Origin of the sequence: Enterobacter sp. ECC-249 (assembly GCF_043965265.1) — a bacterium.
Classification (GTDB): domain Bacteria; phylum Pseudomonadota; class Gammaproteobacteria; order Enterobacterales; family Enterobacteriaceae; genus Enterobacter; species Enterobacter quasiroggenkampii.
In genome coordinates this window covers 564,793-590,810 of record NZ_CP143660.1, presented here as the reverse complement: position 1 = coordinate 590,810, position 26,018 = coordinate 564,793, and the positions used below count along the sequence as shown (strand labels likewise).

The following is a 26,018-nucleotide window of genomic DNA, read 5'->3' as shown; positions in this document are numbered from 1 at the left end:
GCAGTGCCATTAACGATGACTGAGTGATGATGAAAAATGTTCTGATAAAGCTGACGACGTTCAGCGGGGTTGTTTTACTTTGCGGGTGTTCGAGCGTGATGTCTCACACCGGCGGTAAAGAAGGAACATATCCGGGGACGCGCGCCAGCGCGGCGATGATCTCCGATGACGATACAAACTGGGGCACCAAATCCCTGGTTATCCTGGATATGCCGTTTACGGCTGTGGCGGATACGCTTTTGCTGCCGTGGGATATATTTCGTAAGGACAACTCCGTGCGCTCACGGGTAGAAAAAAGCGAGCAGGAGAATCTGGCAACAAACGCCGTTATCCCGCCCGCTGACATGCCTCCACGCTAGTTCTGTGCGGTTTCCGTTAACCAAAGCTGACGGAAACCCCCTGTCTCTTCCATCCACGCAATAAAGCGCCCGTCCGGGGAAAACACAACGGCATCAGCAGACGGCGGGTTGCCATGATCGGACGTCAAAAACGTCACCTCTCCGGTCTGCGCGTCGCAGCAGGCAATCCGGTTTTCAAGAACACATCCCAGCATTTTCCCGGAAGGGTGCCAGTTGAATGCAGACTGAATACCGCTCTCCGTATGGGTTAACTGGCGCGGCTCGCCGCCCTCAGGGGAGATCAGCCACAGCTGCACGATGCCGTTATCATCCCGCATCAGAAACGCAATCTGCGTCCCCTGCGGGTTGCTGCGAATCCAGTGACGAGGCACGTTCACCAGGCCCGGGAACGTCCTCTGGTGCGTAAAGGTCAAACGACGCTGCTCCACACCCGCAGGCGGCGCTGGCAGGGTATCCGTCGTGCCCTGTAGCGGCGCATCGCCCGCACGCTTCCAGCCCTGCTCGTCTCCCGGCAGGTCGACGATAAACAGTTCGGGTACTTTTTCGCCCCGCGAAGAAAGGGTATCGCCAATAAACGCCAGCCTGTCGTTGCCCACCCAACCCTCTTCGTAAGCGCGGTTGATTTCATCGCTGCCCGGCAGCGGGTTGGGCGTCGTGCGGCTAACCAGCACGCTCCAGAAAGTTCCAGAATATTCACGGGGATGGTTCCCCTGCGGGTTCACCGGGCCGTAAGGCGCAGCCACGCCGACGTTGCGTAAATCGAGCTTCGGATCGCGCTCGTGCAGCACGTGGTCGTTATAGGTGAAGCTGACGAGCTGCCCGTTCGGGCTGAAGACGTGCACATGGCTGCCGCCGCGCAGCGCGCCTGCGGTGTAGGGTGCAGTGATATCCATCGCGTCAAGATTGCTCACCTGTCCGCTGCAGGCAATGACTCCCTGGCGATGATGAAAATCGTAGTGCCAGTCTGCGTCCGGTTTTTTCGGGCCGTGGATAAAGACGTATTTGTCCTGTGCCGGATGAACGGTCACCACGCCGACGTGCGCGCCGTCAGTGGCACGATAGATCACCTCCACCTCACCCGTAGCGACATTGACCCGCTCAATGGTTTCGCCGGTAAATGACGCACCGGACGGGCGCACGTCGTAGACCAGCCACTGGCTGTCCGGCGTCCAGGTATTGATATTGGTCAGCTGGTGGTTGCGGGAAGCGAAGGTGATTTGTTTCATGAGGATACCCTGATGCACGGTGAGTGCATCAGGGTAAAACATCCGCAGAGATTAGCCTACTCGTTTCACATCACCCACCAGCAGGATGTAGGAGAGCGCGCCAATCAGCGCCACGGCGGAGATGTACACCAGCGCCGGGCCGAAGCCGTAGTCCTGCGCCAGGTAGCCGATGACCAGCGGTACGGTGATCCCGCCGAGCCCGCCGACAAAGTTGAACACGCCGCCGGTCAGGCCAATCAGCCGCATCGGCGCGAGGGACGACACAAGCGACCAGGTGATAGAGGCGAAACCGTTACCGAAGAACGCCACCGCCATCAGGGTCATAATCCACACCGGATCGTTGGTGTAGTTGGCGCCCATGATGCAGGTTGAGATCAGCAGACCGCAGATAATCGGCGTTTTACGCGCCATGCCCAGCGAGTAGCCTTTTTTCACCAGCTTATCGGCCAGCCATCCGGAGAGCAGCACGCCGAAAAACGCCGCGAGGAACGGCACGGTGGTCATAAAGCCCGCCTTCAGCGCCGTGATCCCCTTTTCCTGGGTCAGATAGTTCGGGAACCAGGTCAGGAAGAACCACAGCGTGGAGGTCACCGCGAACTGGCCCAGATAAACGCCCACCAGCTTACGGTGGAAGACCAGCTTCCAGTCCGCTTTGGTCAGCGGCTGGCGCGCCTCTTTTTTCACCGGTGCATCACCGTCCACCAGGCCACCGCCGTCGCGGATGTAGTCCAGCTCGGCTTTGGTGATGCTTTTAGTCAGACGCGGCGGCTGGTAAACCTTGAACCAGATCAGCGACCAGATAATACCAATCCCACCCGTGACGATGAATACCCAGTGCCAGCTCAGCAGCTCCTGGATCCAGATCAGCAGCGGCGTCAGGAACGCCAGGCCGACAAACTGCCCGGAGGTGTAAAAGCCAACGGCGGAAGCGCGCTCGTGTTCCGGGAACCAGCTGGTCACCATGCGGTTGTTGGTGGGAAACGCGGGCGCTTCGAAAACCCCGGTAATGGCACGCAGGCCAATCAGCGACATCAGCCCGGTCGCGAAGCCCTGGAAAAGGGTCGCCACGGACCAGCCGAAAATGGCGATAAAGTAGGTCAGACGTGACCCCACGCGGTCAAGGAACCAGCCGCCCGGGATCTGGCATAGCGTATACAGCCAGGCAAACGCCGAGAAGACATAACCCATTTCCGCTTTGGTGATGCCAAACTCTTCCTGAATATGGGCCGATGCCACGGCAAGGTTGGCGCGGTCGACATAACAAATGACCACGGTAATAAAGATCATAATCAGCGTCAGGTAGCGGCGACGCCCGGTTTTTGTAGCGGTAACTGGAATATCCATCGCAATCTGTCTCCAGATTTTGGGCATAGCGAAGCCGCTCACCATGCCCTGTAATTTACAGAGGGTTATATTTTTGTATGTATGATTTTTGCCCGGAGGCTTACCGGGTCTACGGGATGGCGATTACCATTCCGCTACACTGCCATCTTCATGACGCCACAGCGGGTTACGCCAGTCCGGCGCGTTTTTACTCAGCTCAATGACTTTGGCTTCGTCAATCTCTACGCCAAGGCCCGGCTTCGTTAACGGTTTAAAGAAACCGCCTTCCATGCTGAAGTCTTCTTTATTTTTCACAAAATCGAGCAGTTCCGCGCCCTTGTTATAGTGAATCCCCATGCTCTGTTCCTGGAACACCGCGTTGCGGGAGACAAAGTCGACGTGCAGACAGGCAGCCAGCGCAATCGGTCCGAGCGGGCAGTGCGGCGCCAGCGCGACATCGTAAGCTTCGGCCATCCCGGCAATTTTGTAGCATTCGGTGATGCCGCCCGCGTGAGAGAGGTCCGGCTGCAGTATGGCAATGCCGCCCGCTTCGAGCACGCGTTTAAACTCAAAGCGCGAGAACATGCGTTCACCCGCCGCGATAGGAATGTGGGTCTGTTCAGCCAGTTTCGGATAGTACTCGGCCTGCTCGGCCAGCACCGGCTCTTCGATAAACAGCGGACGATACGGCTCCAGCTCTTTGATCAGCACTTTTGCCATCGGCGCGCTGACGCGGCCGTGGAAATCCAGACCAAACTCGATCTCGTTGCCGAAGGCTTCACGGATTTGCGCCACGGTATTGACCGCGCGATCCACCGCACGCGAGTTGTCGATAATGCCCATCTCTTCGCAGCCGTTGAGCTTAAAGGTATCAAAGCCAATGTTGCGCAACTGCGTGATGCCGTCGATGACTTCCGCAGGACGGTCGCCGCCGACCCAGCTGTAGGCTTTGATTTTGTCGCGCACCAGGCCGCCCATCAGCTGCCAGACCGGCGCGTTCAGCACTTTGCCTTTGATATCCCACAGCGCCTGGTCGATGCCGGCGATAGCGCTCATCAGGATCGGCCCCCCGCGGTAGAAGCCCGCGCGGTACATCACCTGCCACAGGTCGTTAATGCGCGCTGGATCCTGACCAATCAGGTATTCACCCAGCTCGTGCACCGCCGCTTCTACGGTGCGCGCACGCCCTTCAATCACCGGTTCGCCCCAGCCCACAATCCCTTCATCGGTTTCGATTTTCAGGAACATCCAGCGCGGGGGTAAACGGTACGTGGTGAGTTTGGTTATTTTCATTTCACTGCCTCTCGATACGCTTTCACAAATGCTGCCGCCTGCTGTGCGGTTCGTTCCACGGACTGCCCGGCACGGTAAAGATCGCTACCCAGCCCCGCACCCACGCAGCCAGCGCTCATCCACTGGCCCAGGTTTTCTGGCGTTACGCCGCCCACGGCAAAGACCGGCACGCTGGCGGGCAATACCGCTTTCAGCGCTTTGATGTAGTCCGGACCAAAAGCCGATGACGGGAAAATTTTGAGCGACTGTGCGCCCGCATCCAGGGCAGTAAAGGCTTCCGTGGCGGTGGCGCAGCCCGGGCAGACGGTCATGCCATAACCCACCGCGCGGCGGATCACCTCAGGCTGAATATTGGGCGTGACGATAAGCCTGCAGCCCATCTTCGCCAGCCGATCTACCTGCTCAGGCTGCAACACGGTGCCTGCGCCAATCAGCGCCCTATCGCCGAAGGCCTCCACCACGGCCGGAATGCTTTTTTCCCACTCGGGCGAGTTAAGCGGGATTTCCACCGCGTCGAACCCGGCGTCAATAACCGCGCCGACGTGGGCTAACGCCTCATCGGGCGTGATGCCGCGCAAAATCGCGATAAGGGGAAGATCAGTTTGCCACTGCATGAGCGATGCTCCTTATTCCTGCCTGAAATGCCGTGTCGCCGGATACCGTTGCAACATCGCGCCCAACGGCGCGGAACGCCTGCTCGTAGCGCGACGTCAGCGATGCGCCAGCGACAAGGGTGATGGCCTGCTCGTGCGCGACGAAATCACGCATGCTGGCGACCTCTGCGCCAATCAGCAGGCCGGAGAGAAATTCGCTGACCTGCTCGCGCGGGAGATTTCCCAGCACGTGCGAGGCGCGAACCTCAAAAAGCTGCGGCAAAACGGCAGGGGAAGCGATCCCACGTTCAAGCCCGGCAGCAAACGCCTCTGACGAGGCTTCCTGCTCCGGTAAACCGGCTCCCACCAGTGAATGGTTGAGCAGCAAATGGTGCAGCTCGCCGGTCATCACGGTGCGAAAATCGTGGATTTGCTCAGCGTCGGCCAGAACCCACTTGCAGTGCGTTCCGGGCATAACGTAGACGGAAGAAGGAGAAAGCGTGCGCGCGCCAAGCAGCTGCGTCTCTTCGCCGCGCATCACGTTGTGGTTATCGTTGCGAGAGACGCACAAACCGGGAATAATCCAGATATTGTCGCCAACGGACGTTAACTGCTCGCCAATAGCGGAGAAATGGGCGGGAACCGGCAGGTAAGGCGCGACCTTCCAGCCTACGTTACTGCCGACCATACCCGCCATCACTACAGGCGTGGCGCTATCGCGCCAGTTTTGTGTGACCTCTGCTAACACCGCCTCGGGGGATTTACCGTTCAGGCGCGTCACGCCTGCTTCTGATTGCCTGCTCTCCAGGCACTGCTCGCCCTGGTACAGCCAGGCGCGCAGATTGGTCGATCCCCAGTCAATTGCGATGTAGCGAGATGTCATGTGATTTCCTTCAGCCTTCGTGTCGAGCTGGCAATCATGGTAAGTGCCGCCTGCTCTGCCGCATCGCCGTCCTGATGCCGTATCGCATCGAACAGCGCTTTATGTTCCTGGAGCGTTTTCGGCATGTTGGCCTCATCCCCCATCCAGGTACGTTCAAATACTGCTCGCTGTAGCGAGCTGATCGCTACGCTAAGCTGCTGCAATACCGGGTTATGAACCGACTGCAGCACCGCTTCGTGGTAGCGAATGTCCGCCTCGTTAAACGCCTCCCGGTTCTGGTTGTTAGCGATCATGTCGTTTAAAGCCGACTCAATCTGAGCCAAATCGCCGGAAGTTGCGCGTTCCGCCGCCCAGCGGGCGATGGCCGGTTCGACCAGGTTTCGTACTTCACTCATCGCGCCGATAAGCCGCGGGTCGTAGTCGTTTTCCAGCACCCACTGCAGCACGTCGGTATCGAGGTAGTTCCACTGGTTACGCGGGGCAACAAACGCGCCGCGATAGCGCTTCATTTCAATCAGCCGCTTCGCCATCAGCGAACGGAACACTTCCCGGATGATGTTGCGCGAGGTTTCAAACTCCTCACACAGTTCGGCCTCCGCCGGAAGCGGCGAACCGGGAACATATTTGCCAGCCACAATCTGGGTGCCCAGCGTGATGACAATGCGATCGGTTTTATTGAGAGTCATGGAGAGTCCTTGTGCTCTGTATGTCCATCCCTACTTTACCGCGACCGCTGAATTTCACATCACTTTTGCAGTACAAACGTGAGAGTTCTCGTCTTTACCGTGGCTGTAATGTAGTACAATCATTTAATGTTGTACTACAATCAAGATCACAAAAAGAACAATTCAATAAATTGAGCGCAAAAAAATGCCCCGGTTGATAACCGAGGCTGATGATTAAAAATAAGCGTTACTGCAGCACAAACTTCTCAATCGCGTAGGCAACGCCGTCTTCCAGGTTGGATTTGGTCACGAAGTTGGCCACTTCTTTAACGGACGGGATAGCGTTATCCATCGCCACGCCCATGCCCGCAAACTCAATCATCGCGATGTCGTTTTCCTGGTCGCCCAGCGCCATGATCTCTTCCTGTTTAATCCCCAGCGCATCAGCAAGCGATTTCACGCCGGTACCTTTATTGACGCGTTTATCAAGAATTTCGAGGAAGTACGGCGCACTTTTCAGCACGGTATACTTCTCTTTTACCTCCGCCGGAATGCGCGCAATCGCTTTATCCAGGATCTCCGGCTCGTCGATCATCATCACTTTCAGGAACTGCGTCGCCGGGTCCATTTTCTCCGCTTCACAGAACACCAGCGGAATGGTCGCAACGTAGGATTCATGCACCGTGTAGTAGCTGATATCGCGGTTGGCGGTATAGAGCGTATTGCGATCGAGCGCGTGGAAGTGGGAACCCACTTCACGGGACAGTTTTTCCAGGAACAGATAGTCATCGTAGCTCAGCGCGGTTTGCGCAACCGTACTGCCATCTGCGGCTTTCTGCACCAGCGCGCCGTTATAGGTGATGCAGTAGTCGCCAGGCTGATTCATGTGCAGCTCTTTCAGGTAGCTGTGCACGCCCGCATACGGACGCCCCGTGGTCAGGACCACATTCACGCCCTTTGCGCGTGCCGCGGCGATCGCGTTTTTAACGGCTGGAGAGATGGTGTGGTCTGGCAGCAGCAGCGTGCCGTCCATGTCGATTGCAATGAGTTTGATAGCCATGAGTTCCCCGGAATAAATGAGTGCTGCCTCATGCTAACGCGATTAAGCACACAAAAATAGAGCTACATTGCGCAACAGGAACACCCCTTTTACGTTTATTTCGGGGAACAAAGGCTTACTCGCGGATGAGAACGATTTTACCGAACGCGCCGCGATCGACATGTTCAAAGGCCTGTTCAAGCTCGTTAAAACGGTAGCGATGCTCAATCACCGGCTTCAGTCCCGTGACGTCAACAGCGCGGACAAAATCCTCCAGCGCCCGGCGGTGCCCCACGCCAATCCCCTGAATGACAGGGGATTTCAGCAGCAGTTCGTCAGCTGAGAGCGTAATCTCCGTGCCTGCCAGCACGCCAATCACAGATATACGCCCGTGAACGGCAACGGCGCGCAGGGAGTGCTTCAGGTTCTCCCCGCCCACGGTTTCGATAATATGGTCAATGCCGCGATCCTGCGTCAGCGCCAGCGTATTTTCAGCCCAGTCGCCTTTCAGACGGTTGATGCCGTGGCTGGCCCCCAGTTTTTTGGCGAGCGCCAGCTTTTCATCGCTCCCCGAGGTGACAATGACCTCTGCGCCGTGCGCTTTTGCAATTTGCAGGGCGAAAATCGCCACGCCGCCCGTGCCCTGCACCAGCACCGATTGCCCGGCGCGCAGCTGGCCGCGCTCCACCAGCGCGAACCAGGCGGTAAGCCCTGCGCAGGGCAGCGTGCTGGCCTCTGCGTCATCCAGGGTTTCCGGCGATGCCGCCAGCGCGTCTTCCTTCACAATCACATACTCGGCCAGCATCCCCTGGAAGTATCCGCCGGACGTTTTATAGGGCAAATTGCGCGCATCCGCCTGCGGTTTACCGTCGATCCACTCCGGGAAGAAGGTTGAGATGACGCGAGCGCCGGGCTGGAAACGCGTGACGCCTTCACCCACGCTGTCTACGACGCCCGCCATGTCAGACGCCGGGGTAAACGGGAAGGAAAGCGGGATCGGCATTGTGCCTTCAACAACCATTTTATCGCGATAGTTGAGCGCAACGGCATTCACCCGTACGCGCACTTCACCCGGGCCTGGCTGTGGAACGGGTGCCTGAGTCAGCTTGAGGTTCTCGCGCCCGAGGGCGTCCATGGACCAGCGTTGCATTGTCTCTGTCATTTTATTTCTCCTGCCATCAGATGAGCTTTAGTCCTGACAGTCTACCGTTGACTTAGCGTCGCCAGTGGCGATAGTTTTTCTCTTTATTGATGCCTGAATGGATACAATCCATGACCGATACGCTGAAGGATATTCCTGTTTTTGTGGCTGCCGTGGAGGCGGAAAGCTTTGCACAGGCCGCAGTTCGCCTGCACCTGTCGCGCTCGGCGGTAGGGAAAAGCATCGCTCGCCTTGAAGAGCGGCTGGGGGTACGTCTTTTTCACCGCACCACTCGCAGCCAGCGGCTGACCGATAACGGCGCCCTTTTTTATGAACGCTGCCTGCGCGCGCTGGAGGAGATCCGTGGCGCAGAGTCGCTGCTTGAAACGGGGAAACAGCAGGTCAGTGGCCGCCTGCGCGTTGCCATGCCGGTGCTGTTTGGTCGCCAGTGCGTCGCGCCGCTGTTGATTGAACTGGCGCAGGAACACCCCGGGCTTGAGCTTGAAATGTCGTTCAGCGACCGCGTGGTGGATCTGGTAGAGGAAGGGTTTGATATGGCGGTGCGTAACGGCACGCTGCAGGACAGCAGCGTTCTGGTCGCCAGAAGGCTAGGGGAACACCGCATGGTATTGTGCGCCGCGCCGGATTATCTGCAGAAGAAAGGCCAGCCGCAAAGCGTGGCTGATTTACCCCAGCATACGGCGATTAACTATCTGCGCGCAGGCAGAGTATTGTCCTGGCAGCTGATGGATAACGAAGGAACGTCTCACACCTTTACTCCCCGGTCATCACTCAATATGGATGATTTGCAGGCGATCTGCGACGCTGTGCTGGCCGGACACGGCATTGCATGGCTGCCCTGCTGGATGGTCGTCAAAGATATTCACCAGGGCAAACTCGTCCCGCTCCTGAAGCAGGCGCCGGATGTCCATTTTGACGTCCACGCGGTCTGGCAGCAGACACCGCATCTGCCGCTGAGGGTAAGAATTGCGATAGATACGCTGGCGAGCCGTTTACCGTCCGTGATGTCGCTGGATATGCCTGCGCCCATAAAAAAGCCGCGCTAAAAGCGCGGCCAGTTATCGTGCGGTATAACGTCGATTAAATATCGATATTTGCCGCTTTCAGGGCGTTCTCTTCGATGAAGGCACGACGTGGTTCAACCGCATCGCCCATCAGGGTCGTGAACAGCTGGTCTGCAGCAATCGCGTCCTTAACGGTAACGCGCAGCATGCGGCGGCTTTCCGGATCCATGGTGGTTTCCCAAAGCTGCTCCGGGTTCATTTCGCCCAGACCTTTATAGCGCTGGATCGCGAGGCCGCGACGGGACTCTTTCACCAGCCAGTCCAGCGCCTGCTCGAAGCTGGCTACCGGCTGACGACGTTCGCCACGTTCGATGAACGCATCGTCTTCGATCAGGCCGCGCAGCTTCTCGCCGAGCGTGCAGATACGGCGGTATTCCGGACCGGTCACAAATTCGTGCTCCAGCGGGTAGTCGGTGTCGACGCCGTGGGTACGCACGCGAACGATCGGCTCGAACTGATGATCGGCGTTCTGCTGAACATCGCATTTCCACTGGCTGCCGTGCTGCTCTTTCTCGTTCAGATCGGTCACCAGGGCATTCACCCAGCGGGTGACGGTCTGCTCGTCGCTCAGATCGGCTTCGGTCAGGGTTGGCTGATAAACCAGCTCCTTCAGCAGCGTTTTCGGATAACGGCGTTCCATACGCGTAATCATTTTCTGCGTGGCGTTGAACTCGGACACCAGACGCTCCAGCGGCTCACCGGCCAGTGCAGGGGCGTGCGAGTTCGCGTGCAGGGTCGCGCCATCAAGTGCGATCGCGATTTGGTACTGATCCATCGCTTCGTCATCTTTGATGTACTGTTCCTGCTTGCCTTTCTTCACTTTGTACAGTGGCGGCTGGGCAATGTAGACGTGGCCACGTTCAACGATTTCAGGCATTTGACGATAGAAGAAGGTCAACAGCAGCGTACGAATGTGCGAGCCGTCGACGTCCGCATCGGTCATGATGATGATGCTGTGGTAGCGCAGTTTGTCCGGGTTGTACTCGTCACGGCCGATGCCGCAGCCCAGCGCGGTGATGAGCGTCGCCACTTCCTGAGAAGAGAGCATCTTGTCGAAGCGCGCCTTCTCAACGTTGAGGATTTTACCCTTCAGCGGCAGGATAGCCTGGTTCTTACGGTTACGGCCCTGCTTCGCAGAACCGCCCGCGGAGTCCCCTTCCACGAGGTACAGTTCGGACAGCGCCGGGTCGCGTTCCTGGCAGTCAGCCAGTTTGCCCGGCAGGCCTGCTAAGTCCAGCGCGCCTTTACGACGGGTCATTTCACGGGCTTTACGCGCCGCTTCACGGGCACGCGCCGCATCGATAATTTTGCCCACCACGATTTTCGCGTCGGACGGGTTTTCCAGCAGGTATTCGCTCAGCAGTTCGTTCATCTGCTGCTCAACCGCCGATTTCACCTCAGAAGAGACCAGCTTGTCTTTGGTCTGTGAGGAGAACTTCGGATCTGGCACCTTCACGGAGACAACGGCAATCAGGCCTTCACGGGCATCGTCACCGGTGGCGCTGACTTTCGCTTTCTTGCTGTAGCCTTCTTTGTCCATGTAGGCGTTCAGGGTACGGGTCATCGCCGCACGGAAGCCCGCAAGGTGAGTACCGCCGTCGCGCTGTGGAATGTTGTTGGTAAAGCAGTAGATGTTTTCCTGGAAACCATCGTTCCACTGCAGCGCCACTTCCACGCCGATACCGTCTTTTTCGGTGGAGAAGTAGAAGATATTCGGGTGAATAGGCGTTTTGTTCTTGTTCAGATACTCAACGAACGCCTTGATACCGCCTTCGTAGTGGAAGTGGTCTTCTTTGTTGTCACGCTTGTCGCGCAGGCGAATCGAGACGCCGGAGTTCAGGAACGACAGTTCGCGCAGGCGTTTCGCCAGGATGTCGTACTCGAACTCGGTGACGTTGGTGAAGGTTTCGAGGCTCGGCCAGAAACGCACCATGGTACCGGTTTTGTCGGTGTCGCCCGTAACGGCCAGCGGTGCCTGCGGCACGCCGTGCGTATAAAGCTGACGGTGGATTTTGCCTTCGCGCTGGATAACCAGCTCCAGCTTTTGCGACAGGGCGTTTACTACCGAAACACCTACGCCGTGCAGGCCGCCGGAAACTTTATAGGAGTTATCGTCGAACTTACCGCCTGCGTGCAGGACGGTCATGATCACTTCCGCAGCAGAGACGCCCTCTTCCGGGTGAATACCGGTTGGGATGCCACGACCGTCATCGGTGACGGAGACGGAGTTGTCCGCATGGATGGTGACCACGATGTCTTTACAGTGACCCGCGAGCGCTTCGTCGATAGCGTTATCTACCACCTCGAATACCATGTGGTGCAGACCGGTGCCGTCATCCGTGTCGCCGATATACATACCCGGGCGCTTACGCACCGCATCCAGCCCTTTCAGGACTTTGATACTGGAGGAGTCATAAGAATTCGACATCAACGTTTCTCGCTCATTTCAACTTGGGTTAATCCGTTATTTTACCCTTTTCCACGGTAAACATCTTCGAATTTTCGTCCGACATGTCTATAACGTGTTCAGCGCTTATCGCGCTGACGAAAACCTGCGACTGCGTGGCTTTTAAGCGGCTGGCAAGCAGCCCGCGCCGCGCGTCGTCAAGTTCCGAGGCAAAATCATCTATCAGGTACAGGCAGCGTCTTCCGCTCTCGCGGGTGAGAAACTCTCCCTGTGCCAGGCGCAGCGCACACATCAGGAGCTTAAGCTGCCCGCGCGAGAGCGTGTCTTCCACCGGCGCCCCGTCAGCACGAATGCGGAAATCCGCCTTGTGCGGGCCATGCGCGGTGTAGGTCAACATGCGGTCGCGCTCGAAGCTTCTCTCTAACACCTCGGCATAGTCCGTCTCTTTCTCCCAGCCGCGCTGGAAGGAGAAGGTAAGAGAGAATTCAGGTAAAAACTGTTTGCAGGTGTCGGCCATGTCTTCGGCAATACCTGCGCTGTATTCGGCACGCCAGCGGCTGATCTGTTCCGCGAGAGGGATTAACTCCATATCCCACGGACGCAGCTGGGCGTAGCGCGTCACCTGGCGCAGCGCGGCGTTACGCTGCTTGAGCAGACGCTTCAGGTTGCTCCAGGCGTTAAAGAATCCTGCTTCGTTGTGAAAGCATCCCCAGTCGAGGAACGCTCTTCTGTATTTGGGGCCGCCGTTGAGTAAAGTAAACCCCTCCGGCGTTATCAGCTGCATCGGCATCAGCAGCGCCAGCTCGGCCACCTTGTGACCGTCGGTGCCGTCGATGCGCACCTTGCTGTCGCCCTGCTTGTCTTTGGTCAGGCCGATGGCGGTCTCCCGCTCCTCGCCCTGTAAACGCCCGTGCAGAACAAAGGATTCCTGCTCGTGGCGAATGACGCGACCAATCTGCAAACTGCGAAACGCCCGGCCGTGGCCGAGCGTATAGATGGCTTCCAGCACGCTGGTTTTGCCGCTGCCGTTCGCGCCTACCAGGAAGTTAAAGCCAGGGGATAAAGCGAGATCCGCGCTCTCGATGTTGCGAAAGTCGCGGATCAACAGACGGGTGAGCGACATTACAGTCTCATTGGCATGACAACATAGGCAGCCGACTGTGATGCGGCATCTTCAATCTGTACGCTCGAAACGGAGTCGGTCAGCAGGATGCGCACGTTTTCGCATTTCAGCGCGTTCAGCACATCCAGCACGTAGCTGACGTTAAAGCCGATTTCCATCTCAGCGCCGGCGTAGGTGACGTCCAGAATCTCTTCTGCCTCTTCCTGCTCCGGGTTATTGGCGGTGATTTTGATCTGGTTTTCACTCACGTACAGACGCACGCCGCGGAATTTCTCGTTAGAGAGAATGGCTGCACGTGCAAACGCCTGCTTGAGGCTATCGCAACCGGCTTCCAGCGTTTTGTCCGGGTTCTTCGGCAATACGCGTCGATAATCCGGGAAACGGCCGTCAACCAGCTTCGATGTGAAGACAAAATCGCCCACATGCGCGCGAATGTTATTGCTGCCGATCTGCACGCGCAGCGGCGTGTCGCCACCGTCGAGCATACGCATCAGCTCAATCACCCCTTTACGCGGCACGATCACCGAATGGTTTGGCAGCTCGCTGCCAATCGGCATAGAACAGACCGCCAGACGGTGGCCGTCGGTGGCCACGGTACGCAGCTCTTCACCTTCGGTTTCGAACAGCATGCCGTTTAAGTAGTAACGAACGTCCTGATGCGCCATGGAGAACTGCGTGGCTTCAATCAGACGCTTCATCGTCGCCTGCGGCAGGGTAAATTCCACTTCGCTCTGCCAGTCGTCCAGGTTCGGGAAGTCCGCAGCAGGCAGCGTAGAGAGTGAGAAACGGCTGCGCCCGGAGCGTACCAGCATACGGTCGCCTTCCAGCTGCACGGCGATTTCAGCGCCTTCCGGCAGCCCGCGGCAGATATCAAAGAATTTACGTGCCGGAACCGTGGTCGCGCCCGCGTCGTGCGGCTGCGTCAGCGTAACGCGCGCGATCATTTCCATTTCCAGATCTGTACCGGTCAGCGACAGCGTACCGTCCGCGACCTGAAGCAGCAGGTTTCCGAGAATAGGCAGCGTTGGGCGGCCACCTAATGGGCCACTCACCTGTTGCAGCGGTTTTAATAAATGTTCACGTTCAACGGTAAATTTCATAGCGTCACGATGATAATGTTCTGATTAGATTGGAAAAATCTTCTTTTATGTCGTGGCTTTCTTCGCGTAACTGCTCTATCTTGCGACAAGCGTGCAGCACGGTCGTATGGTCACGACCACCAAACGCATCCCCGATTTCCGGCAGACTGTGGTTGGTTAACTCCTTTGCCAGCGCCATCGCCATCTGACGCGGACGCGCCACCGAGCGGGAACGACGTTTAGACAGTAAATCTGCCACTTTGATCTTGTAGTACTCAGCCACCGTCTTTTGAATATTATCGATAGTGACCAGTTTTTCCTGCAATGCCAGCAAATCTCGCAGCGCTTCACGCACAAAATCGATGGTGATCGCACGACCGGTGAAGTTGGCATTGGCGATAACGCGGTTCAGTGCCCCTTCGAGCTCACGCACGTTGGAGCGCAGACGCTTGGCAATGAAGAACGCCACTTCACCCGGCAGGCGGATGTCGTTTTCATCGGCTTTCTTCATCAGGATCGCGACGCGGGTTTCCAGCTCCGGCGGCTCGATCGCCACGGTCAGGCCCCAGCCGAAGCGGGATTTCAAACGATCTTCAACGCCGTTGATCTCTTTTGGATAACGATCCGAGGTCAAAATGATCTGCTGATTACCTTCCAGCAGGGCGTTGAAGGTGTGGAAAAATTCTTCCTGCGATCGTTCTTTATTCGCAAAGAACTGGATGTCATCGATCAGCAGCGCGTCAACGGAACGATAGTAGCGTTTAAACTCTTCGATCGCATTGTTTTGCAGGGCTTTTACCATGTCCTGAACGAAGCGCTCGGAGTGCATATACACCACTTTGGCATTGGGCTTGCGCGCCATGATGCCGTTGCCCACCGCATGCAGCAGGTGCGTTTTACCCAGACCCGTGCCGCCATAAAGGAACAGCGGGTTGTAGGCCCCACCAGGGTTATCAGCAACCTGACGAGCTGCCGCGCGCGCCAGCTGGTTCGACTTACCTTCAACGAAGTTATCGAACGTGTGTTTCACGTTAACGTTAGAGCGGTAGGTTGGCTCAGCCGGTGCGGGAACATTATCCCAGCCCTGACGAGCGGGTGCGACGCGAGGGGCGGGAGCAGGAGCGGCCTGAGCAGGCACAGCTACGTTCACGGTTTCACGAACGGTTTGGGTGACCGGCTTTGTGCCCACTTCAAAGCGCAGCTGTGGGGCATCTGACCCGCAGAAATCGTTCAGCAGTCCATTGATGTTATTAAGGTACTTGTCCCTTACCCAATCGAGCACAAAACGGTTTGGCGCGTACAAAGCCAGCGTGTTATCGCTCAGTTCCGCCTGCAACGGGCGGATCCACATACTGAATTCTGTGGCTGGTAACTCATCCTGCAATCGGGCAAGACACTGCTGCCAAAGCGAAAGTGACACGGCGGACTCCACTCGAACAATAAAAGAAAACTATTGAATATTCATGATTGTTGGCGCACATCGGCATGACCCTGTGTAAAGGGGGACGTGCGAATTGCTATCTGCAATTTATCCTGACCAGGATCCTGGGATCCCGATCGGGACCGCGGATCATAGCCTAAACTGAGCCAGAGATCTTCTGTTTCTCACAGATTCTTCCCGATTTATCCACAGGAAGATCCGGAACCGGATAAGTGTAAACGATCCTGGCGCCAGTACCCCACGATTTAGTCCGCATATTGGAAAAATTAATGAGCACAGACAATTTATTGCTTAAATGATCTAACGAAGATCCGGGACGATCCTTGCGCTTTATCGTCGAGCCCGTATAATCCTCGACCCGGCGCGTGATGCTCATCTTCCTGCGTCGTCCGTTGCTCATTTTCCACGCGAAAACGTGCGGAAATACGCGGGAAATAAGGAAAGAGAATTGACTCCGGAGTGTACAATTATTACAATCCGGCCTCTTTAATCACCCACGCTGAGGCGTTAGTCGTTCGAAACTCGTTCGGGTATACGCAAAAGTCAGTGAATTTATTCAAGTTTAGGTAGAAATCGCCATGAAACGCACTTTTCAACCGTCTGTACTGAAGCGCAACCGTTCTCACGGCTTCCGTGCTCGTATGGCTACTAAAAATGGTCGTCAGGTTCTGGCACGTCGTCGTGCTAAAGGCCGCGCTCGTCTGACCGTTTCCAAGTAATAAAGCTAACCCCTGAGTGGTTAAGCTAGCATTTCCCAGGGAGTTACGTTTGTTAACTCCCGCTCATTTCACTTTCGTCTTCCAGCAGCCACTACGGGCTGGCACGCCGCAAATCACCATCCTCGGCCGCCAAAATTCGCTGGGGCATCCCCGCATCGGTCTCACAGTCGCCAAGAAAAATGTTAAGCGTGCGCATGAACGCAATCGGATTAAACGTCTGACGCGTGAAAGCTTCCGTTTACGTCAGCACGAACTGCCTTCAATGGATTTCGTGGTGGTGGCTAAAAAAGGGGTTGCCGACCTCGATAACCGTGCTCTCTCGGAAGCGTTGGAAAAATTATGGCGCCGCCACTGTCGCCTGGCTCACGGGTCCTGATAGCCCTCATTCGGGTCTATCAACGCCTGATTAGTCCGCTACTCGGGCCGCACTGCCGTTTCACACCAACATGCTCAAGCTACGGAATTGAGGCATTGCGCAGGTTTGGAGTGATAAAAGGCAGTTGGTTGACGGTGAAACGCGTATTAAAATGCCACCCTTTACACCCCGGTGGAGACGACCCCGTCCCCCCAGGACCCTTTGATACCAGAGAACACTAACGATGGATTCGCAACGCAATCTTCTTATCATCGCTTTGTTGTTCGTGTCTTTCATGATCTGGCAGGCATGGGAGCAGGATAAAAATCCTCAACCCCAGCAGCAGACCACGCAGACTACGACCACCGCAGCGGGTAGCGCCGCCGACCAGGGCGTACCGGCCAGTGGCCAGGGGAAACAGATTACGGTTAAGACCGATGTGCTTGAGCTGACAATCAACACCCGTGGTGGTGATGTTGAGCAGGCGCTGCTGTTGACCTACCCGAAAGAGCTGAAGTCTAACGAACCGTTCCAGTTACTGGAAACCACGCCTGAGTTTATCTACCAGGCGCAGAGCGGCCTGACCGGTCGTGACGGCCCGGATAACCCGGCTAACGGTGCGCGTCCACTGTATACCGTCGAGAGCGACACCTTTGTGCTGGCTGATGGTCAGAACGAACTCGCAATCCCGATGACGTACACCGACGCCGCAGGCAACACCTTCACCAAAACCTTCACCCTGAAACGCGGTGAATATGCGGTGAACGTGGGCTACAGCGTACAGAACGCCAGTGCGAAACCGCTGGAGCTGTCGACCTTTGGCCAGCTGAAGCAGTCCATCAATCTGCCGTCTCACCGTGACACCGGAAGCAGCAACTTTGCGCTGCATACCTTCCGTGGCGCGGCGTACTCCACGCCAGACGCGAAGTATGAGAAATACAAATTCGACACCATTGCCGATAACGAAAACCTGAACGTTAGTTCCAAAGGCGGTTGGGTTGCGATGCTGCAACAGTATTTCGCAACGGCCTGGATCCCAAACAACGACGGTACGAATAACTTCTATACCGCGAACCTGGGTAACGGTCTTGCAGCCATCGGCTACAAATCTCAGCCGGTTCTGGTTCAGCCGGGTCAAACCGGTAAGCTGGCAAGTACCCTGTGGGTCGGCCCGGAAATTCAGGACAAAATGGCTGCTGTTGCGCCGCACCTGGATCTGACCGTGGATTACGGTTGGTTGTGGTTCATCTCTCAGCCGCTGTTTAAGCTGCTGAAGTTCATCCACAGCTTCCTGGGTAACTGGGGCTTCTCCATCATCGTTATCACCTTCATCGTTCGTGGCATCATGTACCCGCTGACCAAAGCGCAGTACACCTCCATGGCGAAGATGCGCATGCTGCAGCCGAAGATTCAGGCAATGCGTGAGCGTCTGGGCGATGACAAACAGCGTCAGAGTCAGGAAATGATGGCCCTGTACAAAGCAGAGAAAGTGAATCCGCTGGGTGGTTGCTTCCCGCTGCTGATTCAGATGCCAATCTTCCTTGCGCTGTACTATATGCTGATGGGTTCCGTTGAGCTGCGCCATGCGCCGTTCGCACTGTGGATCCATGACCTGTCCGCACAGGACCCGTACTACATCCTGCCGATCCTGATGGGCGTGACGATGTTCTTCATCCAGAAGATGTCGCCGACCACCGTGACCGACCCGATGCAGCAGAAGATCATGACCTTTATGCCGGTCATCTTCACCGTGTTCTTCCTGTGGTTCCCGTCAGGTCTGGTGCTGTACTATATCGTCAGCAACCTGGTGACCATCATCCAGCAGCAGCTGATTTATCGTGGTCTGGAAAAACGTGGCCTGCATAGCCGCGAAAAGAAAAAGTCCTGATCCGATAAGTTAACGCTAAAATAAGGGCGGTCGATTGACCGCCTTTTTTATTTGTATTGAACGAGAGCAACCATGAGCCATAACGACACTATCGTCGCCCAGGCAACCCCACCGGGACGCGGTGGTGTAGGCATTCTGCGTATCTCCGGCCTGAAGGCGCGCGAGGTGGCCGAAGCGGTGCTGGGTAAACTGCCAAAGCCGCGCTACGCTGATTACCTGCCGTTTAAAGATACCGACGGCACGCCGCTGGACCAGGGCATTGCGCTGTGGTTCCCCGGCCCGAACTCCTTTACCGGTGAAGACGTGCTGGAGCTTCAGGGCCACGGCGGGCCGGTTATCCTCGACCTGCTGTTAAAACGTATTTTGACCCTGCCTGGCCTGCGCATTGCGAAGCCGGGCGAGTTCTCCGAACGAGCCTTCCTCAACGACAAGCTCGACCTGGCGCAGGCTGAGGCCATTGCTGACCTGATCGACGCCAGTTCTGAACAGGCGGCCCGCTCCGCTCTGAACTCACTGCAGGGGGCATTCTCCGCGCGTGTGAATCACCTTGTGGAAGCACTTACTCACCTGCGCATCTACGTGGAAGCGGCTATCGACTTCCCGGACGAGGAGATCGACTTCCTCTCTGACGGCAAAATCGAAGCCCAGCTTAACCAGGTAATGAGCGATCTCGACGCCGTTCGTGCCGAAGCGCGTCAGGGCAGCCTGCTGCGTGAAGGGATGAAGGTGGTCATCGCCGGACGTCCTAACGCCGGAAAATCGAGCCTGCTGAACGCCCTGGCGGGCCGTGAAGCAGCGATCGTGACCGACATTGCCGGCACCACTCGCGACGTACTGCGCGAGCATATCCACATCGACGGCATGCCGCTGCACATCATTGATACCGCCGGTCTGCGCGATGCCAGCGACGAAGTTGAGCGCATCGGTATCGAACGCGCCTGGCAGGAGATCGAGCAGGCCGACCGCGTGTTGTTTATGGTGGACGGCACCACGACCGACGCCGTTGACCCGGCGGAGATCTGGCCGGACTTTATCGCCCGTCTGCCGGCTAAACTGCCGATCACCGTGGTGCGTAACAAGGCAGACGTGACCGGCGAAACGCTCGGTATCAGCGATGTGAATGGTCACTCACTGATTCGCCTGTCGGCGCGGACCGGTGAAGGCGTGGACGACCTGCGTAACCATCTCAAGCAGAGCATGGGCTTCGATACCAGCATGGAAGGCGGCTTCCTGGCGCGTCGTCGTCACCTGCAGGCGCTGGAAGAGGCGGCGAACCACCTCGTTCAGGGTAAAGCGCAGCTGATCGGCGCGTGGGCGGGTGAACTGCTGGCTGAAGAGCTGCGTCTGGCGCAGCAGAATCTGAGCGAGATCACCGGAGAGTTTACGTCGGACGATCTGCTGGGAAGGATCTTCTCGAGCTTCTGTATTGGTAAGTAATTCCCGCTAATCAATGGTGATTTCCTCCAGGGAAATCACCATTGTCCAAATGGCAACTCGCCTAATCCCTTCTCACCCCCTATCCTGCATGCCTGCATCTATGGGGGGTTTATGGCGCGTTTTCTGTTTTGTAGTTTCGCATTAGTTCTGCTTTATCCATCCGGTATTGATATGTATCTGGTGGGATTACCGCATATCGCCCGCGATCTGGGCGCCAGCGAGGCGCAGCTGCATATTGCGTTTTCGGCCTACCTCGCGGGGATGGCGTCGTCGATGGTCTTTGCCGGGAAGATTGCTGATAAAGCAGGCCGTCAGCCTGTCGCTGTCGCCGGAGCCATCGTTTTTGCCCTGGCGTCCCTTCTCTGCTCGCAGGCGCAGAACAGCACCCTGTTCCTGACCGGACGGTTTATCCAGGGCATTGGTGCCGGTGGCTGCTACGTCGTCGCGTTTGCGATTTTGCGCGATACCTTAAGCGCCCAGCGTCGCGCTAAGGTGCTGTCGATGCTGAACGGCATTACCTGCATCATCCCGGTGCTGGCCCCGGTTGTGGGATATCTGATCATGCTGAAATTCCCGTGGCAGAGCCTGTTCTGGACCATGGCAGCGATGGGCGCGCTGGTGTTTATCCTGTCGATCGCCGTGCTGAAAGAGACCCACCCGGGCTCGCAGAATACCGGCCATACCGCAACCATTCACCCGGCAGAGAAGCTTCTCAACCGCTTTTTCCTCAGCCGTCTGGCCGTGACCACGTTAAGCGTGGCGGTGATTCTGACGTATGTAAACGTTTCCCCGGTGTTGCTGATGGAGACCATGGGCTTCGATCGCGGTCAGTATTCCACGGTGATGGCATTAACCGCTCTGGTCAGTATGGCTGTGTCGTTCTCCACCCCGTTTGCGCTGAATATCTTCCGCCAGCGCACGCTGATGCTGACCTCACAGGTTTTATTCCTCGCCGCAGGCGCGCTTCTGGCGACCACCAGCTCACATGCGGTGATGCTGGTGGGCATTACGCTCATTTGTGCCGGGTTCTCGGTTGGCTTTGGCGTGGCGATGAGCCAGGCGCTTGGTCCCTTCTCGCTGCGGGCAGGCGTGGCGAGCTCGGTGCTGGGGATCGCGCAGGTCTGCGGCTCGTCGCTGTGGATTTGGCTGGCGGCGGTCATCGGGCTTAACGCGCTGAATATGCTGATCGGGGTTCTGATTGGCTGTAGCATACTGTGCATCACCTTACTTATGGTCATCCAGCCCGCGGCGCACTATGAAGAAGCCCATCAGCAGTCTCGATCTTAACCTGTTGCTGTGCCTGCAGCTTTTGCTGCAGGAGCGCAGCGTTACCAAAGCGGCGAAGCGGATGAACGTGACGCCGTCGGCGGTGAGTAAATCGCTGGCCAAGCTGCGCGACTGGTTTGACGACCCGCTGTTTGTCAAAACGCCGTTAGGGCTGCTGCCGACGCCGCTGACGGTAAGTCTTGAGCAGGATCTGGCTGACTGGATGCAAATCGGCAACCAGATCCTCGATAAATTCCACCATGATTCTCCGGGCGGGCTGACGTTCGTGCTGGCCGCGGAAACGCCGCTGATGCTGATCCGCTTCAATACTCTGCTGGAGCAGGTGAACCAGCGCTATCCGCAGGCGACGGTGAAAATGCGCCAGTGGGATTACGACTCGCTGGACGCGATTACGCGTGGCGAGGTGGATTTGGGCTTCACCGGGCGTGAAACGCATCCGCGATCCCGCGAGCTGCTTAAGCTGATGCCGTGGTTTATCGACTACGAAATTCTGTTCAGCGATCGCCCCTGCGTCTATCTGCGCGAGGATCATCCGGCGCTTCAGCAAGAGTGGAATCTGGAGACTTTCCTGCGCTATCCCCACATCAGCATCTTCTGGGAGCGCAGCGACACCTGGGCGCTGGATGAGGTGCTAAAGGAGATGGGACGCGAGCGCACGATCGCCATGAGCCTGCCGGGCTTCGAACAGGCGATGTTTATGGCGGCGCAGCCCGGCCATAACTATATCGCCACCGCGCCGCACTACTGTCACCACTACAATGAACTCCACCAGCGGAAGCTGATCGCCCTTCCCATTCCGATTGATGAGGAGCAGGCGGAAAAATTGACCGTGCCCTTCACGCTGATCTGGCATAAACGGAACAGCCACAATCCAAAAATCCTCTGGCTGCGGGAGACCATCAAGGCGCTGTACGGTGCGAGCGATCCAATTTTTGCCTAAGAAAATGTAAAGTTCGGTCCTAAGGCTTCTCTTACTCCCATTTACTGATTAAAACAGGAAGCAAGTTAAGCGATAATCATGTAACCGTTTAACCGATTACGACCATTATCAAGGAGCGAAAAATGGCTACGCACTTTGCAAGAGGGATACTGACAGAAGGACGTCTCGTATCGGCAAGAATTTCTTCAGCCTGTCACCGTGAAGCACTCACTCTTCCGGAACACCGCAGAACGCGGTTTTTAGCGTCCAGAGCGCTTCTCGCAGAACTGATGTTTATGCTGTACGGCACCAGCGAGCTGCCGGACATCATTACCCAACCCGAAGGCCGCCCGGTCTTTGCCGACCCGGATCTCCCTCGTTTTTCCATTGCCTACACGGGCAACATCATTGGCGTCGCGCTGACCACCGAAGGGGATTGCGGGCTCGATATGGAACTTCAGCGTGCGACGCGCAGCTTCCATGGCGCTAATGCGCATGAAGACTATCCGCTCTCCAGCAATGAGAAGCTGTGGGTACGCAACCAGAACGATCCTGTCGAAGCCAGAGCCCAGCTCATTACCCTGCGCCAGAGTATTCGCAAGCTCTGTGGATGCGCCTCAGACGACGCCAGCCTGCTGCAGCTGCTGCCAGGCTCCGGACGTCTGCGCGCCACCCAGGCCACGCTGGTAGAGGCGCTCAGTGACGCAGAGGATGTGCTCATTTGGTCCATTGCGGTTACCCCCGCCATCGAACGCATGAAAATCTGGGAATTTGACAGGCAACAGGGATGGCGTAGCCTTCCTGATGTGCCCGAGCGCGCCAACGAGCCCGCCGCACGCCTGATGCGTTTAACCAGTTTACCGGCAGAAAAAGCATTCACCCTTAGCTGATCCAATCAGGGTCATCATGATGAAACAGGAGTAATCATGTCTGATACGTTGAAAGTAGTTACGTTACTGGGAAGCCTGCGCAAAGGTTCATTTAACGGGATGGTGGCACGCACGCTGCCACAGCTGGCGCCTGCAGGTATGGAGATTAGCGCCCTGCCGTCTATTGGCGATATTCCGCTTTATGATGCTGACGTACAGCAGGAAGAAGGGTTCCCGCAGAGCGTCGAGGCGCTGGCCGAACAGATCCGCCAGGCCGACGGCGTGGTCATCGTCACGCCGGAGTACAACTACTCTGTACCCGGTGGCCTGAAGAATGCCATCGACTGGCTGTCCCGTTTACCTGAGCAGCCGCTGTCAGGTAAACCGGTGCTGATCCAGACCAGTTCCATGGGCACGATTGGCGGCGCGCGCTGCCAGTATCATCTGCGCCAGATCCTGGTCTTCCTGGATGCGATGGTGATGAACAAGCCGGAATTTATGGGCGGAGTGATTCAGAACAAGGTCGACCCGCAAACGGGTGAAGTGGTGGATCAGAGCACGCGCGATCATCTGTCTGGCCAGCTGACGGCGTTCGGGGATTATATTAAGCGGGTGAAGGCGTAAGATCATTGCGGCCTGATGCCCTCACCCTGGCCCTCTCCCACGGGGAGAGGGAACAAACACTAAAGCCCTTTTCGAAGAAAAGGGCTTGCTGTTTATTTGGCGTCGATAAACACAATCTTCAGTACAAACAGCAGCGCCACAACAATCACGCACGGGCTGAGGTCGCGGAAACGACCGGTCCCGATCTTCATTACGCAGTAAGAGATAAAGCCCAGCGCGATACCTTCGGTAATCGAGAAGCTGAACGGCATCATCACGGCGGTAATAAACGCCGGCACCGCTTCGGTTAAATCATCCCACTTCACGCGCGACAGGCTGGAGGTCATCAGCACACCCACGTAGATCAGCGCACCCGCCGCCGCATAAGGAGGAACCATACCCGCCAGCGGAGAGAGGAAGATCACCAGCAGGAACAGAATACCCACCACAACCGCCGTCAGGCCTGTACGGCCGCCCACGGATACGCCGGAAGAAGATTCAATATACGCGGTAACGGACGAAGTTCCGATAAACGCACCGGTCACAGAGGAGACGCTGTCCACAAACAGCGCCTGCTTCATGCGCGGGAATTTCCCTTTCTCATCCGCCAGACCCGCTTTGTCGGTCACGCCAATCAGCGTACCGGAGGAGTCGAACAGGTTCACCAGCATGAAGGAGAAAATCACGCCCGCCAGACCCAGGTTCAGGGAACCCGCCAGATCGACATGACCAACAACGGTAGAGACGCTCGGTGGCGCGGAAACGATGCCGTTATAGTGAACGTCGCCCAGCATCCAGCCCAGCAGCGTGGTGACCACGATGGACACCAGTACCGCCGCGTGAATATTGCGGGAAGCCAGGATCGCGATGATAAAGAAGCCCAGCACGCCCAGCAGCACGTTATGGGAGGTCAGGTGACCGATGCTCACCAGCGTATCCGGGTTAGCCACGATAACGCCGGCGTTTTTCAGCCCCATCATACCGATGAACAGACCAATACCGCTGGTGATGCCCACGCGCAGGCTCACGGGAATGTTCGCAATCATCCAGTAACGCACGCGGAAAATGGTCAGCAGCAGCAGGCCAACGGCACCCCAGAAGATGGCGCCCATGCCAACCTGCCACGGCAGCCCCATCGCCTGAACTACCACGAAAGCGAAGAACGCATTCAGGCCCATCGCCGGTGCCAGCGCAACCGGCAGATTAGCGAACACACCCATCAGAATGCTGCCAAGGGCCGCGATCAGACAGGTTGTTACGAAGACGGCGCTGGTATCCATGCCAGCGACGCCCAGAATTTGAGGGTTCACAAAAACGATATAGACCATCGTCAGGAAGGTGGTGAAACCAGCGATCACTTCGGTGCGTGCCGTTGTGCCGTGCTCGCGCAGTTTAAACACGCGCTCAAGCAGACCCTGACCAGATGTCTGGGTAGTGTGTTGTTGACTCATCATCAATTTCCGAACAAGGAGGGAAAATTCGTCGCTATCCTATACCAAAATGCGACAATAGTGGCGGTTACGTGATACTTTTTTCATTGATTTTGCTTATACGGCAACGATTGCGTCCCGGTGAACTGCCGTACGTAAACGTTAAACTTGTTAAAAGGGAAAGGCATGTCCGGAATTGAAGCGGTATTTTTCGACTGCGACGGTACGCTGGTCGACAGTGAGGTCATTTGTTCCCGCGCGTATGTCACTATGTTCCAGGAATTTGGCATTACGCTGGAACTCGAAGAGGTGTTTAAACGCTTTAAGGGCGTGAAGCTCTACGAGATCATCGACATCATTAACGAAGAACACGGCGTGGATCTGGCGAAAGCGGATCTGGAACCGGTGTACCGCGCCGAGGTTGCACGCCTGTTCGATTCCGAGCTGGAGGTGATTCCAGGCGCAAACGCGCTGCTGGATGCCATGACGGTGCCAGTCTGCGTCGTCTCCAACGGTCCGGTCAGCAAAATGCAGCACTCGCTGGGCAAGCTTGAGATGTTGCACCACTTCCCGGAAAAACTGTTCAGCGGCTACGATATCCAGCGCTGGAAGCCGGACCCGGCACTGATGTTCCATGCGGCAAAGGCGATGAACGTTAACGTAGAGAACTGCATTCTGGTGGATGACTCGTCTGCGGGCGCTCAGTCGGGGATTGATGCGGGAATGGAGGTGTTTTACTTCTGCGCCGATCCGCACAACAAGCCGATCGATCATCCAAAAGTCACGACATTCACCGATCTGGCGCAGTTGCCTGAATTGTGGAAGGCGCGCGGGTGGGATATTACGCGTTAAGC

The 26,018-nt window shown here is 56.9% G+C and carries 25 protein-coding genes; 12 read left to right on the top strand and 13 right to left on the bottom strand.

The window, feature by feature from the left end; genetic code table 11:
- Positions 1–26: 26 nt before the first annotated feature.
- Positions 27–359: a YceK/YidQ family lipoprotein gene (locus tag V1587_RS02875; protein ID WP_371899806.1), complete on the top strand. Its 333-nt coding sequence runs from the start codon at positions 27–29 to the stop codon at positions 357–359.
- Here the strand turns inward: V1587_RS02875 and V1587_RS02870 are convergent.
- From V1587_RS02870 to V1587_RS02835, 8 genes are all read right to left on the bottom strand, one after another.
- On the bottom strand, positions 356–1,585 hold the full coding sequence (locus V1587_RS02870) for a DUF3748 domain-containing protein (protein ID WP_371899807.1): 1,230 nt from the start codon (positions 1,583–1,585) through the stop codon (positions 356–358). The genes V1587_RS02875 and V1587_RS02870 overlap by 4 nt on opposite strands.
- A gap of 51 nt (positions 1,586–1,636) precedes the next feature.
- On the bottom strand, positions 1,637–2,974 hold the full coding sequence (locus tag V1587_RS02865; protein WP_371899808.1) for an MFS transporter: 1,338 nt from the start codon (positions 2,972–2,974) through the stop codon (positions 1,637–1,639).
- A 78-nt stretch (positions 2,975–3,052) separates the two neighbouring features.
- Positions 3,053–4,201 (bottom strand): galactonate dehydratase, encoded by a 1,149-nt coding sequence (gene dgoD, locus V1587_RS02860; RefSeq protein WP_371899809.1) that lies wholly within the window; start codon positions 4,199–4,201, stop codon positions 3,053–3,055.
- Positions 4,198–4,815, bottom strand: coding sequence for a 2-dehydro-3-deoxy-6-phosphogalactonate aldolase (locus tag V1587_RS02855; protein WP_371899810.1), 618 nt, complete (start codon positions 4,813–4,815; stop codon positions 4,198–4,200). Before V1587_RS02855 ends, dgoD begins: the two co-directional genes overlap by 4 nt.
- Positions 4,799–5,677, bottom strand: a complete 879-nt coding sequence (locus V1587_RS02850; RefSeq protein WP_371899811.1) for a 2-dehydro-3-deoxygalactonokinase — start codon at positions 5,675–5,677, stop codon at positions 4,799–4,801. Before V1587_RS02850 ends, V1587_RS02855 begins: the two co-directional genes overlap by 17 nt.
- Complete coding sequence (gene dgoR / locus V1587_RS02845) at positions 5,674–6,363, bottom strand: D-galactonate utilization transcriptional regulator DgoR (RefSeq protein WP_371899812.1); 690 nt, start codon at positions 6,361–6,363, stop codon at positions 5,674–5,676. The genes V1587_RS02850 and dgoR overlap by 4 nt, the downstream gene beginning before the upstream one ends.
- 226 nt (positions 6,364–6,589) lie before the next feature.
- The gene (gene yidA / locus V1587_RS02840; RefSeq protein WP_023309809.1) at positions 6,590–7,402 is read right to left on the bottom strand and encodes a sugar-phosphatase; all 813 of its coding nucleotides are present in this window, start codon (positions 7,400–7,402) and stop codon (positions 6,590–6,592) included.
- Positions 7,403–7,517: 115 nt separating this feature from the next.
- Entirely contained in the window at positions 7,518–8,543 is a 1,026-nt protein-coding gene (locus V1587_RS02835; protein WP_371899813.1) for an NAD(P)-dependent alcohol dehydrogenase, read from the bottom strand.
- Positions 8,544–8,653: 110 nt separating this feature from the next.
- On the opposite strand from V1587_RS02835, the gene V1587_RS02830 reads away from it, so the two are divergent.
- Complete coding sequence (locus V1587_RS02830) at positions 8,654–9,589, top strand: LysR family transcriptional regulator (RefSeq protein WP_371899814.1); 936 nt, start codon at positions 8,654–8,656, stop codon at positions 9,587–9,589.
- A 34-nt stretch (positions 9,590–9,623) separates the two neighbouring features.
- Here the strand turns inward: V1587_RS02830 and gyrB are convergent, their stop codons facing one another.
- From gyrB to dnaA, 4 genes are read right to left on the bottom strand one after another with little or no spacing between them, the layout of a single operon-like run.
- On the bottom strand, positions 9,624–12,035 hold the full coding sequence (gene gyrB / locus V1587_RS02825; RefSeq protein WP_048030320.1) for a DNA topoisomerase (ATP-hydrolyzing) subunit B: 2,412 nt from the start codon (positions 12,033–12,035) through the stop codon (positions 9,624–9,626).
- 28 nt (positions 12,036–12,063) lie between these two features.
- On the bottom strand, positions 12,064–13,137 hold the full coding sequence (gene recF, locus V1587_RS02820) for a DNA replication/repair protein RecF (protein ID WP_048030318.1): 1,074 nt from the start codon (positions 13,135–13,137) through the stop codon (positions 12,064–12,066).
- Complete coding sequence (gene dnaN / locus V1587_RS02815) at positions 13,137–14,237, bottom strand: DNA polymerase III subunit beta (protein ID WP_371899815.1); 1,101 nt, start codon at positions 14,235–14,237, stop codon at positions 13,137–13,139. The genes recF and dnaN overlap by 1 nt, the downstream gene beginning before the upstream one ends.
- Positions 14,238–14,241: 4 nt before the next feature.
- The gene (dnaA, locus tag V1587_RS02810) at positions 14,242–15,636 is read right to left on the bottom strand and encodes a chromosomal replication initiator protein DnaA (protein ID WP_371899816.1); all 1,395 of its coding nucleotides are present in this window, start codon (positions 15,634–15,636) and stop codon (positions 14,242–14,244) included.
- Between the two features lie 599 nt (positions 15,637–16,235).
- Here dnaA and rpmH point away from each other — a divergent pair.
- The 9 genes from rpmH to V1587_RS02765 all read left to right on the top strand — a co-directional run bounded on the left by rpmH (position 16,236) and on the right by V1587_RS02765 (position 23,755).
- The gene (rpmH, locus tag V1587_RS02805; protein ID WP_000831330.1) at positions 16,236–16,376 is read left to right on the top strand and encodes a 50S ribosomal protein L34; all 141 of its coding nucleotides are present in this window, start codon (positions 16,236–16,238) and stop codon (positions 16,374–16,376) included.
- Between the two features lie 16 nt (positions 16,377–16,392).
- The gene (rnpA, locus tag V1587_RS02800) at positions 16,393–16,752 is read left to right on the top strand and encodes a ribonuclease P protein component (RefSeq protein WP_032640303.1); all 360 of its coding nucleotides are present in this window, start codon (positions 16,393–16,395) and stop codon (positions 16,750–16,752) included.
- Positions 16,716–16,973 carry a membrane protein insertion efficiency factor YidD gene (gene yidD / locus V1587_RS02795; protein ID WP_001307474.1) on the top strand — a complete coding sequence of 86 codons (258 nt, stop codon included), beginning with the start codon at positions 16,716–16,718 and terminating at the stop codon, positions 16,971–16,973. The genes rnpA and yidD overlap by 37 nt, the downstream gene beginning before the upstream one ends.
- A 2-nt stretch (positions 16,974–16,975) precedes the next feature.
- The gene (yidC, locus tag V1587_RS02790) at positions 16,976–18,619 is read left to right on the top strand and encodes a membrane protein insertase YidC (RefSeq protein ID WP_371899817.1); all 1,644 of its coding nucleotides are present in this window, start codon (positions 16,976–16,978) and stop codon (positions 18,617–18,619) included.
- A 72-nt stretch (positions 18,620–18,691) separates the two neighbouring features.
- The gene (gene mnmE, locus V1587_RS02785; protein ID WP_032644252.1) at positions 18,692–20,056 is read left to right on the top strand and encodes a tRNA uridine-5-carboxymethylaminomethyl(34) synthesis GTPase MnmE; all 1,365 of its coding nucleotides are present in this window, start codon (positions 18,692–18,694) and stop codon (positions 20,054–20,056) included.
- Between the two features lie 111 nt (positions 20,057–20,167).
- A complete protein-coding gene (locus tag V1587_RS02780; RefSeq protein WP_371899818.1) occupies positions 20,168–21,343 on the top strand; it encodes an MFS transporter in 1,176 nt (391 codons plus the stop codon).
- On the top strand, positions 21,312–22,283 hold the full coding sequence (yidZ, locus tag V1587_RS02775; RefSeq protein ID WP_371899819.1) for an HTH-type transcriptional regulator YidZ: 972 nt from the start codon (positions 21,312–21,314) through the stop codon (positions 22,281–22,283). The genes V1587_RS02780 and yidZ overlap by 32 nt, the downstream gene beginning before the upstream one ends.
- A 122-nt stretch (positions 22,284–22,405) precedes the next feature.
- Positions 22,406–23,152, top strand: coding sequence for a 4'-phosphopantetheinyl transferase superfamily protein (locus V1587_RS02770; RefSeq protein WP_371899820.1), 747 nt, complete (start codon positions 22,406–22,408; stop codon positions 23,150–23,152).
- A 36-nt stretch (positions 23,153–23,188) separates the two neighbouring features.
- Positions 23,189–23,755 carry an NADPH-dependent FMN reductase gene (locus V1587_RS02765; RefSeq protein WP_371899821.1) on the top strand — a complete coding sequence of 189 codons (567 nt, stop codon included), beginning with the start codon at positions 23,189–23,191 and terminating at the stop codon, positions 23,753–23,755.
- 92 nt (positions 23,756–23,847) lie between these two features.
- On the opposite strand, the gene adeP is transcribed toward V1587_RS02765, so the two are convergent.
- The gene (gene adeP, locus V1587_RS02760; protein ID WP_337281139.1) at positions 23,848–25,185 is read right to left on the bottom strand and encodes an adenine permease AdeP; all 1,338 of its coding nucleotides are present in this window, start codon (positions 25,183–25,185) and stop codon (positions 23,848–23,850) included.
- A gap of 165 nt (positions 25,186–25,350) precedes the next feature.
- Here adeP and yieH point away from each other — a divergent pair, with 165 nt between their 5' ends.
- Positions 25,351–26,016, top strand: coding sequence for a 6-phosphogluconate phosphatase (gene yieH / locus V1587_RS02755; protein ID WP_371899822.1), 666 nt, complete (start codon positions 25,351–25,353; stop codon positions 26,014–26,016).
- Positions 26,017–26,018 lie beyond the last annotated feature (2 nt).

What these genes read in the sequence shown, in the direction of transcription:
- V1587_RS02875 (WP_371899806.1), top strand. Translation starts at nt 27, where the DNA reads ATGATGAAAAATGTTCTGATAAAGCTGACGACGTTCAGCGGGGTTGTT.
- V1587_RS02870 (WP_371899807.1), bottom strand. Translation starts at nt 1,585, where the DNA reads ATGAAACAAATCACCTTCGCTTCCCGCAACCACCAGCTGACCAATATC.
- V1587_RS02865 (WP_371899808.1), bottom strand. Translation starts at nt 2,974, where the DNA reads ATGGTGAGCGGCTTCGCTATGCCCAAAATCTGGAGACAGATTGCGATG.
- dgoD (WP_371899809.1), bottom strand. Translation starts at nt 4,201, where the DNA reads ATGAAAATAACCAAACTCACCACGTACCGTTTACCCCCGCGCTGGATG.
- V1587_RS02855 (WP_371899810.1), bottom strand. Translation starts at nt 4,815, where the DNA reads ATGCAGTGGCAAACTGATCTTCCCCTTATCGCGATTTTGCGCGGCATC.
- V1587_RS02850 (WP_371899811.1), bottom strand. Translation starts at nt 5,677, where the DNA reads ATGACATCTCGCTACATCGCAATTGACTGGGGATCGACCAATCTGCGC.
- dgoR (WP_371899812.1), bottom strand. Translation starts at nt 6,363, where the DNA reads ATGACTCTCAATAAAACCGATCGCATTGTCATCACGCTGGGCACCCAG.
- yidA (WP_023309809.1), bottom strand. Translation starts at nt 7,402, where the DNA reads ATGGCTATCAAACTCATTGCAATCGACATGGACGGCACGCTGCTGCTG.
- V1587_RS02835 (WP_371899813.1), bottom strand. Translation starts at nt 8,543, where the DNA reads ATGACAGAGACAATGCAACGCTGGTCCATGGACGCCCTCGGGCGCGAG.
- V1587_RS02830 (WP_371899814.1), top strand. Translation starts at nt 8,654, where the DNA reads ATGACCGATACGCTGAAGGATATTCCTGTTTTTGTGGCTGCCGTGGAG.
- gyrB (WP_048030320.1), bottom strand. Translation starts at nt 12,035, where the DNA reads ATGTCGAATTCTTATGACTCCTCCAGTATCAAAGTCCTGAAAGGGCTG.
- recF (WP_048030318.1), bottom strand. Translation starts at nt 13,137, where the DNA reads ATGTCGCTCACCCGTCTGTTGATCCGCGACTTTCGCAACATCGAGAGC.
- dnaN (WP_371899815.1), bottom strand. Translation starts at nt 14,237, where the DNA reads ATGAAATTTACCGTTGAACGTGAACATTTATTAAAACCGCTGCAACAG.
- rpmH (WP_000831330.1), top strand. Translation starts at nt 16,236, where the DNA reads ATGAAACGCACTTTTCAACCGTCTGTACTGAAGCGCAACCGTTCTCAC.
- yidD (WP_001307474.1), top strand. Translation starts at nt 16,716, where the DNA reads ATGGCGCCGCCACTGTCGCCTGGCTCACGGGTCCTGATAGCCCTCATT.
- yidC (WP_371899817.1), top strand. Translation starts at nt 16,976, where the DNA reads ATGGATTCGCAACGCAATCTTCTTATCATCGCTTTGTTGTTCGTGTCT.
- mnmE (WP_032644252.1), top strand. Translation starts at nt 18,692, where the DNA reads ATGAGCCATAACGACACTATCGTCGCCCAGGCAACCCCACCGGGACGC.
- V1587_RS02780 (WP_371899818.1), top strand. Translation starts at nt 20,168, where the DNA reads ATGGCGCGTTTTCTGTTTTGTAGTTTCGCATTAGTTCTGCTTTATCCA.
- yidZ (WP_371899819.1), top strand. Translation starts at nt 21,312, where the DNA reads ATGAAGAAGCCCATCAGCAGTCTCGATCTTAACCTGTTGCTGTGCCTG.
- V1587_RS02770 (WP_371899820.1), top strand. Translation starts at nt 22,406, where the DNA reads ATGGCTACGCACTTTGCAAGAGGGATACTGACAGAAGGACGTCTCGTA.
- V1587_RS02765 (WP_371899821.1), top strand. Translation starts at nt 23,189, where the DNA reads ATGTCTGATACGTTGAAAGTAGTTACGTTACTGGGAAGCCTGCGCAAA.
- adeP (WP_337281139.1), bottom strand. Translation starts at nt 25,185, where the DNA reads ATGAGTCAACAACACACTACCCAGACATCTGGTCAGGGTCTGCTTGAG.
- yieH (WP_371899822.1), top strand. Translation starts at nt 25,351, where the DNA reads ATGTCCGGAATTGAAGCGGTATTTTTCGACTGCGACGGTACGCTGGTC.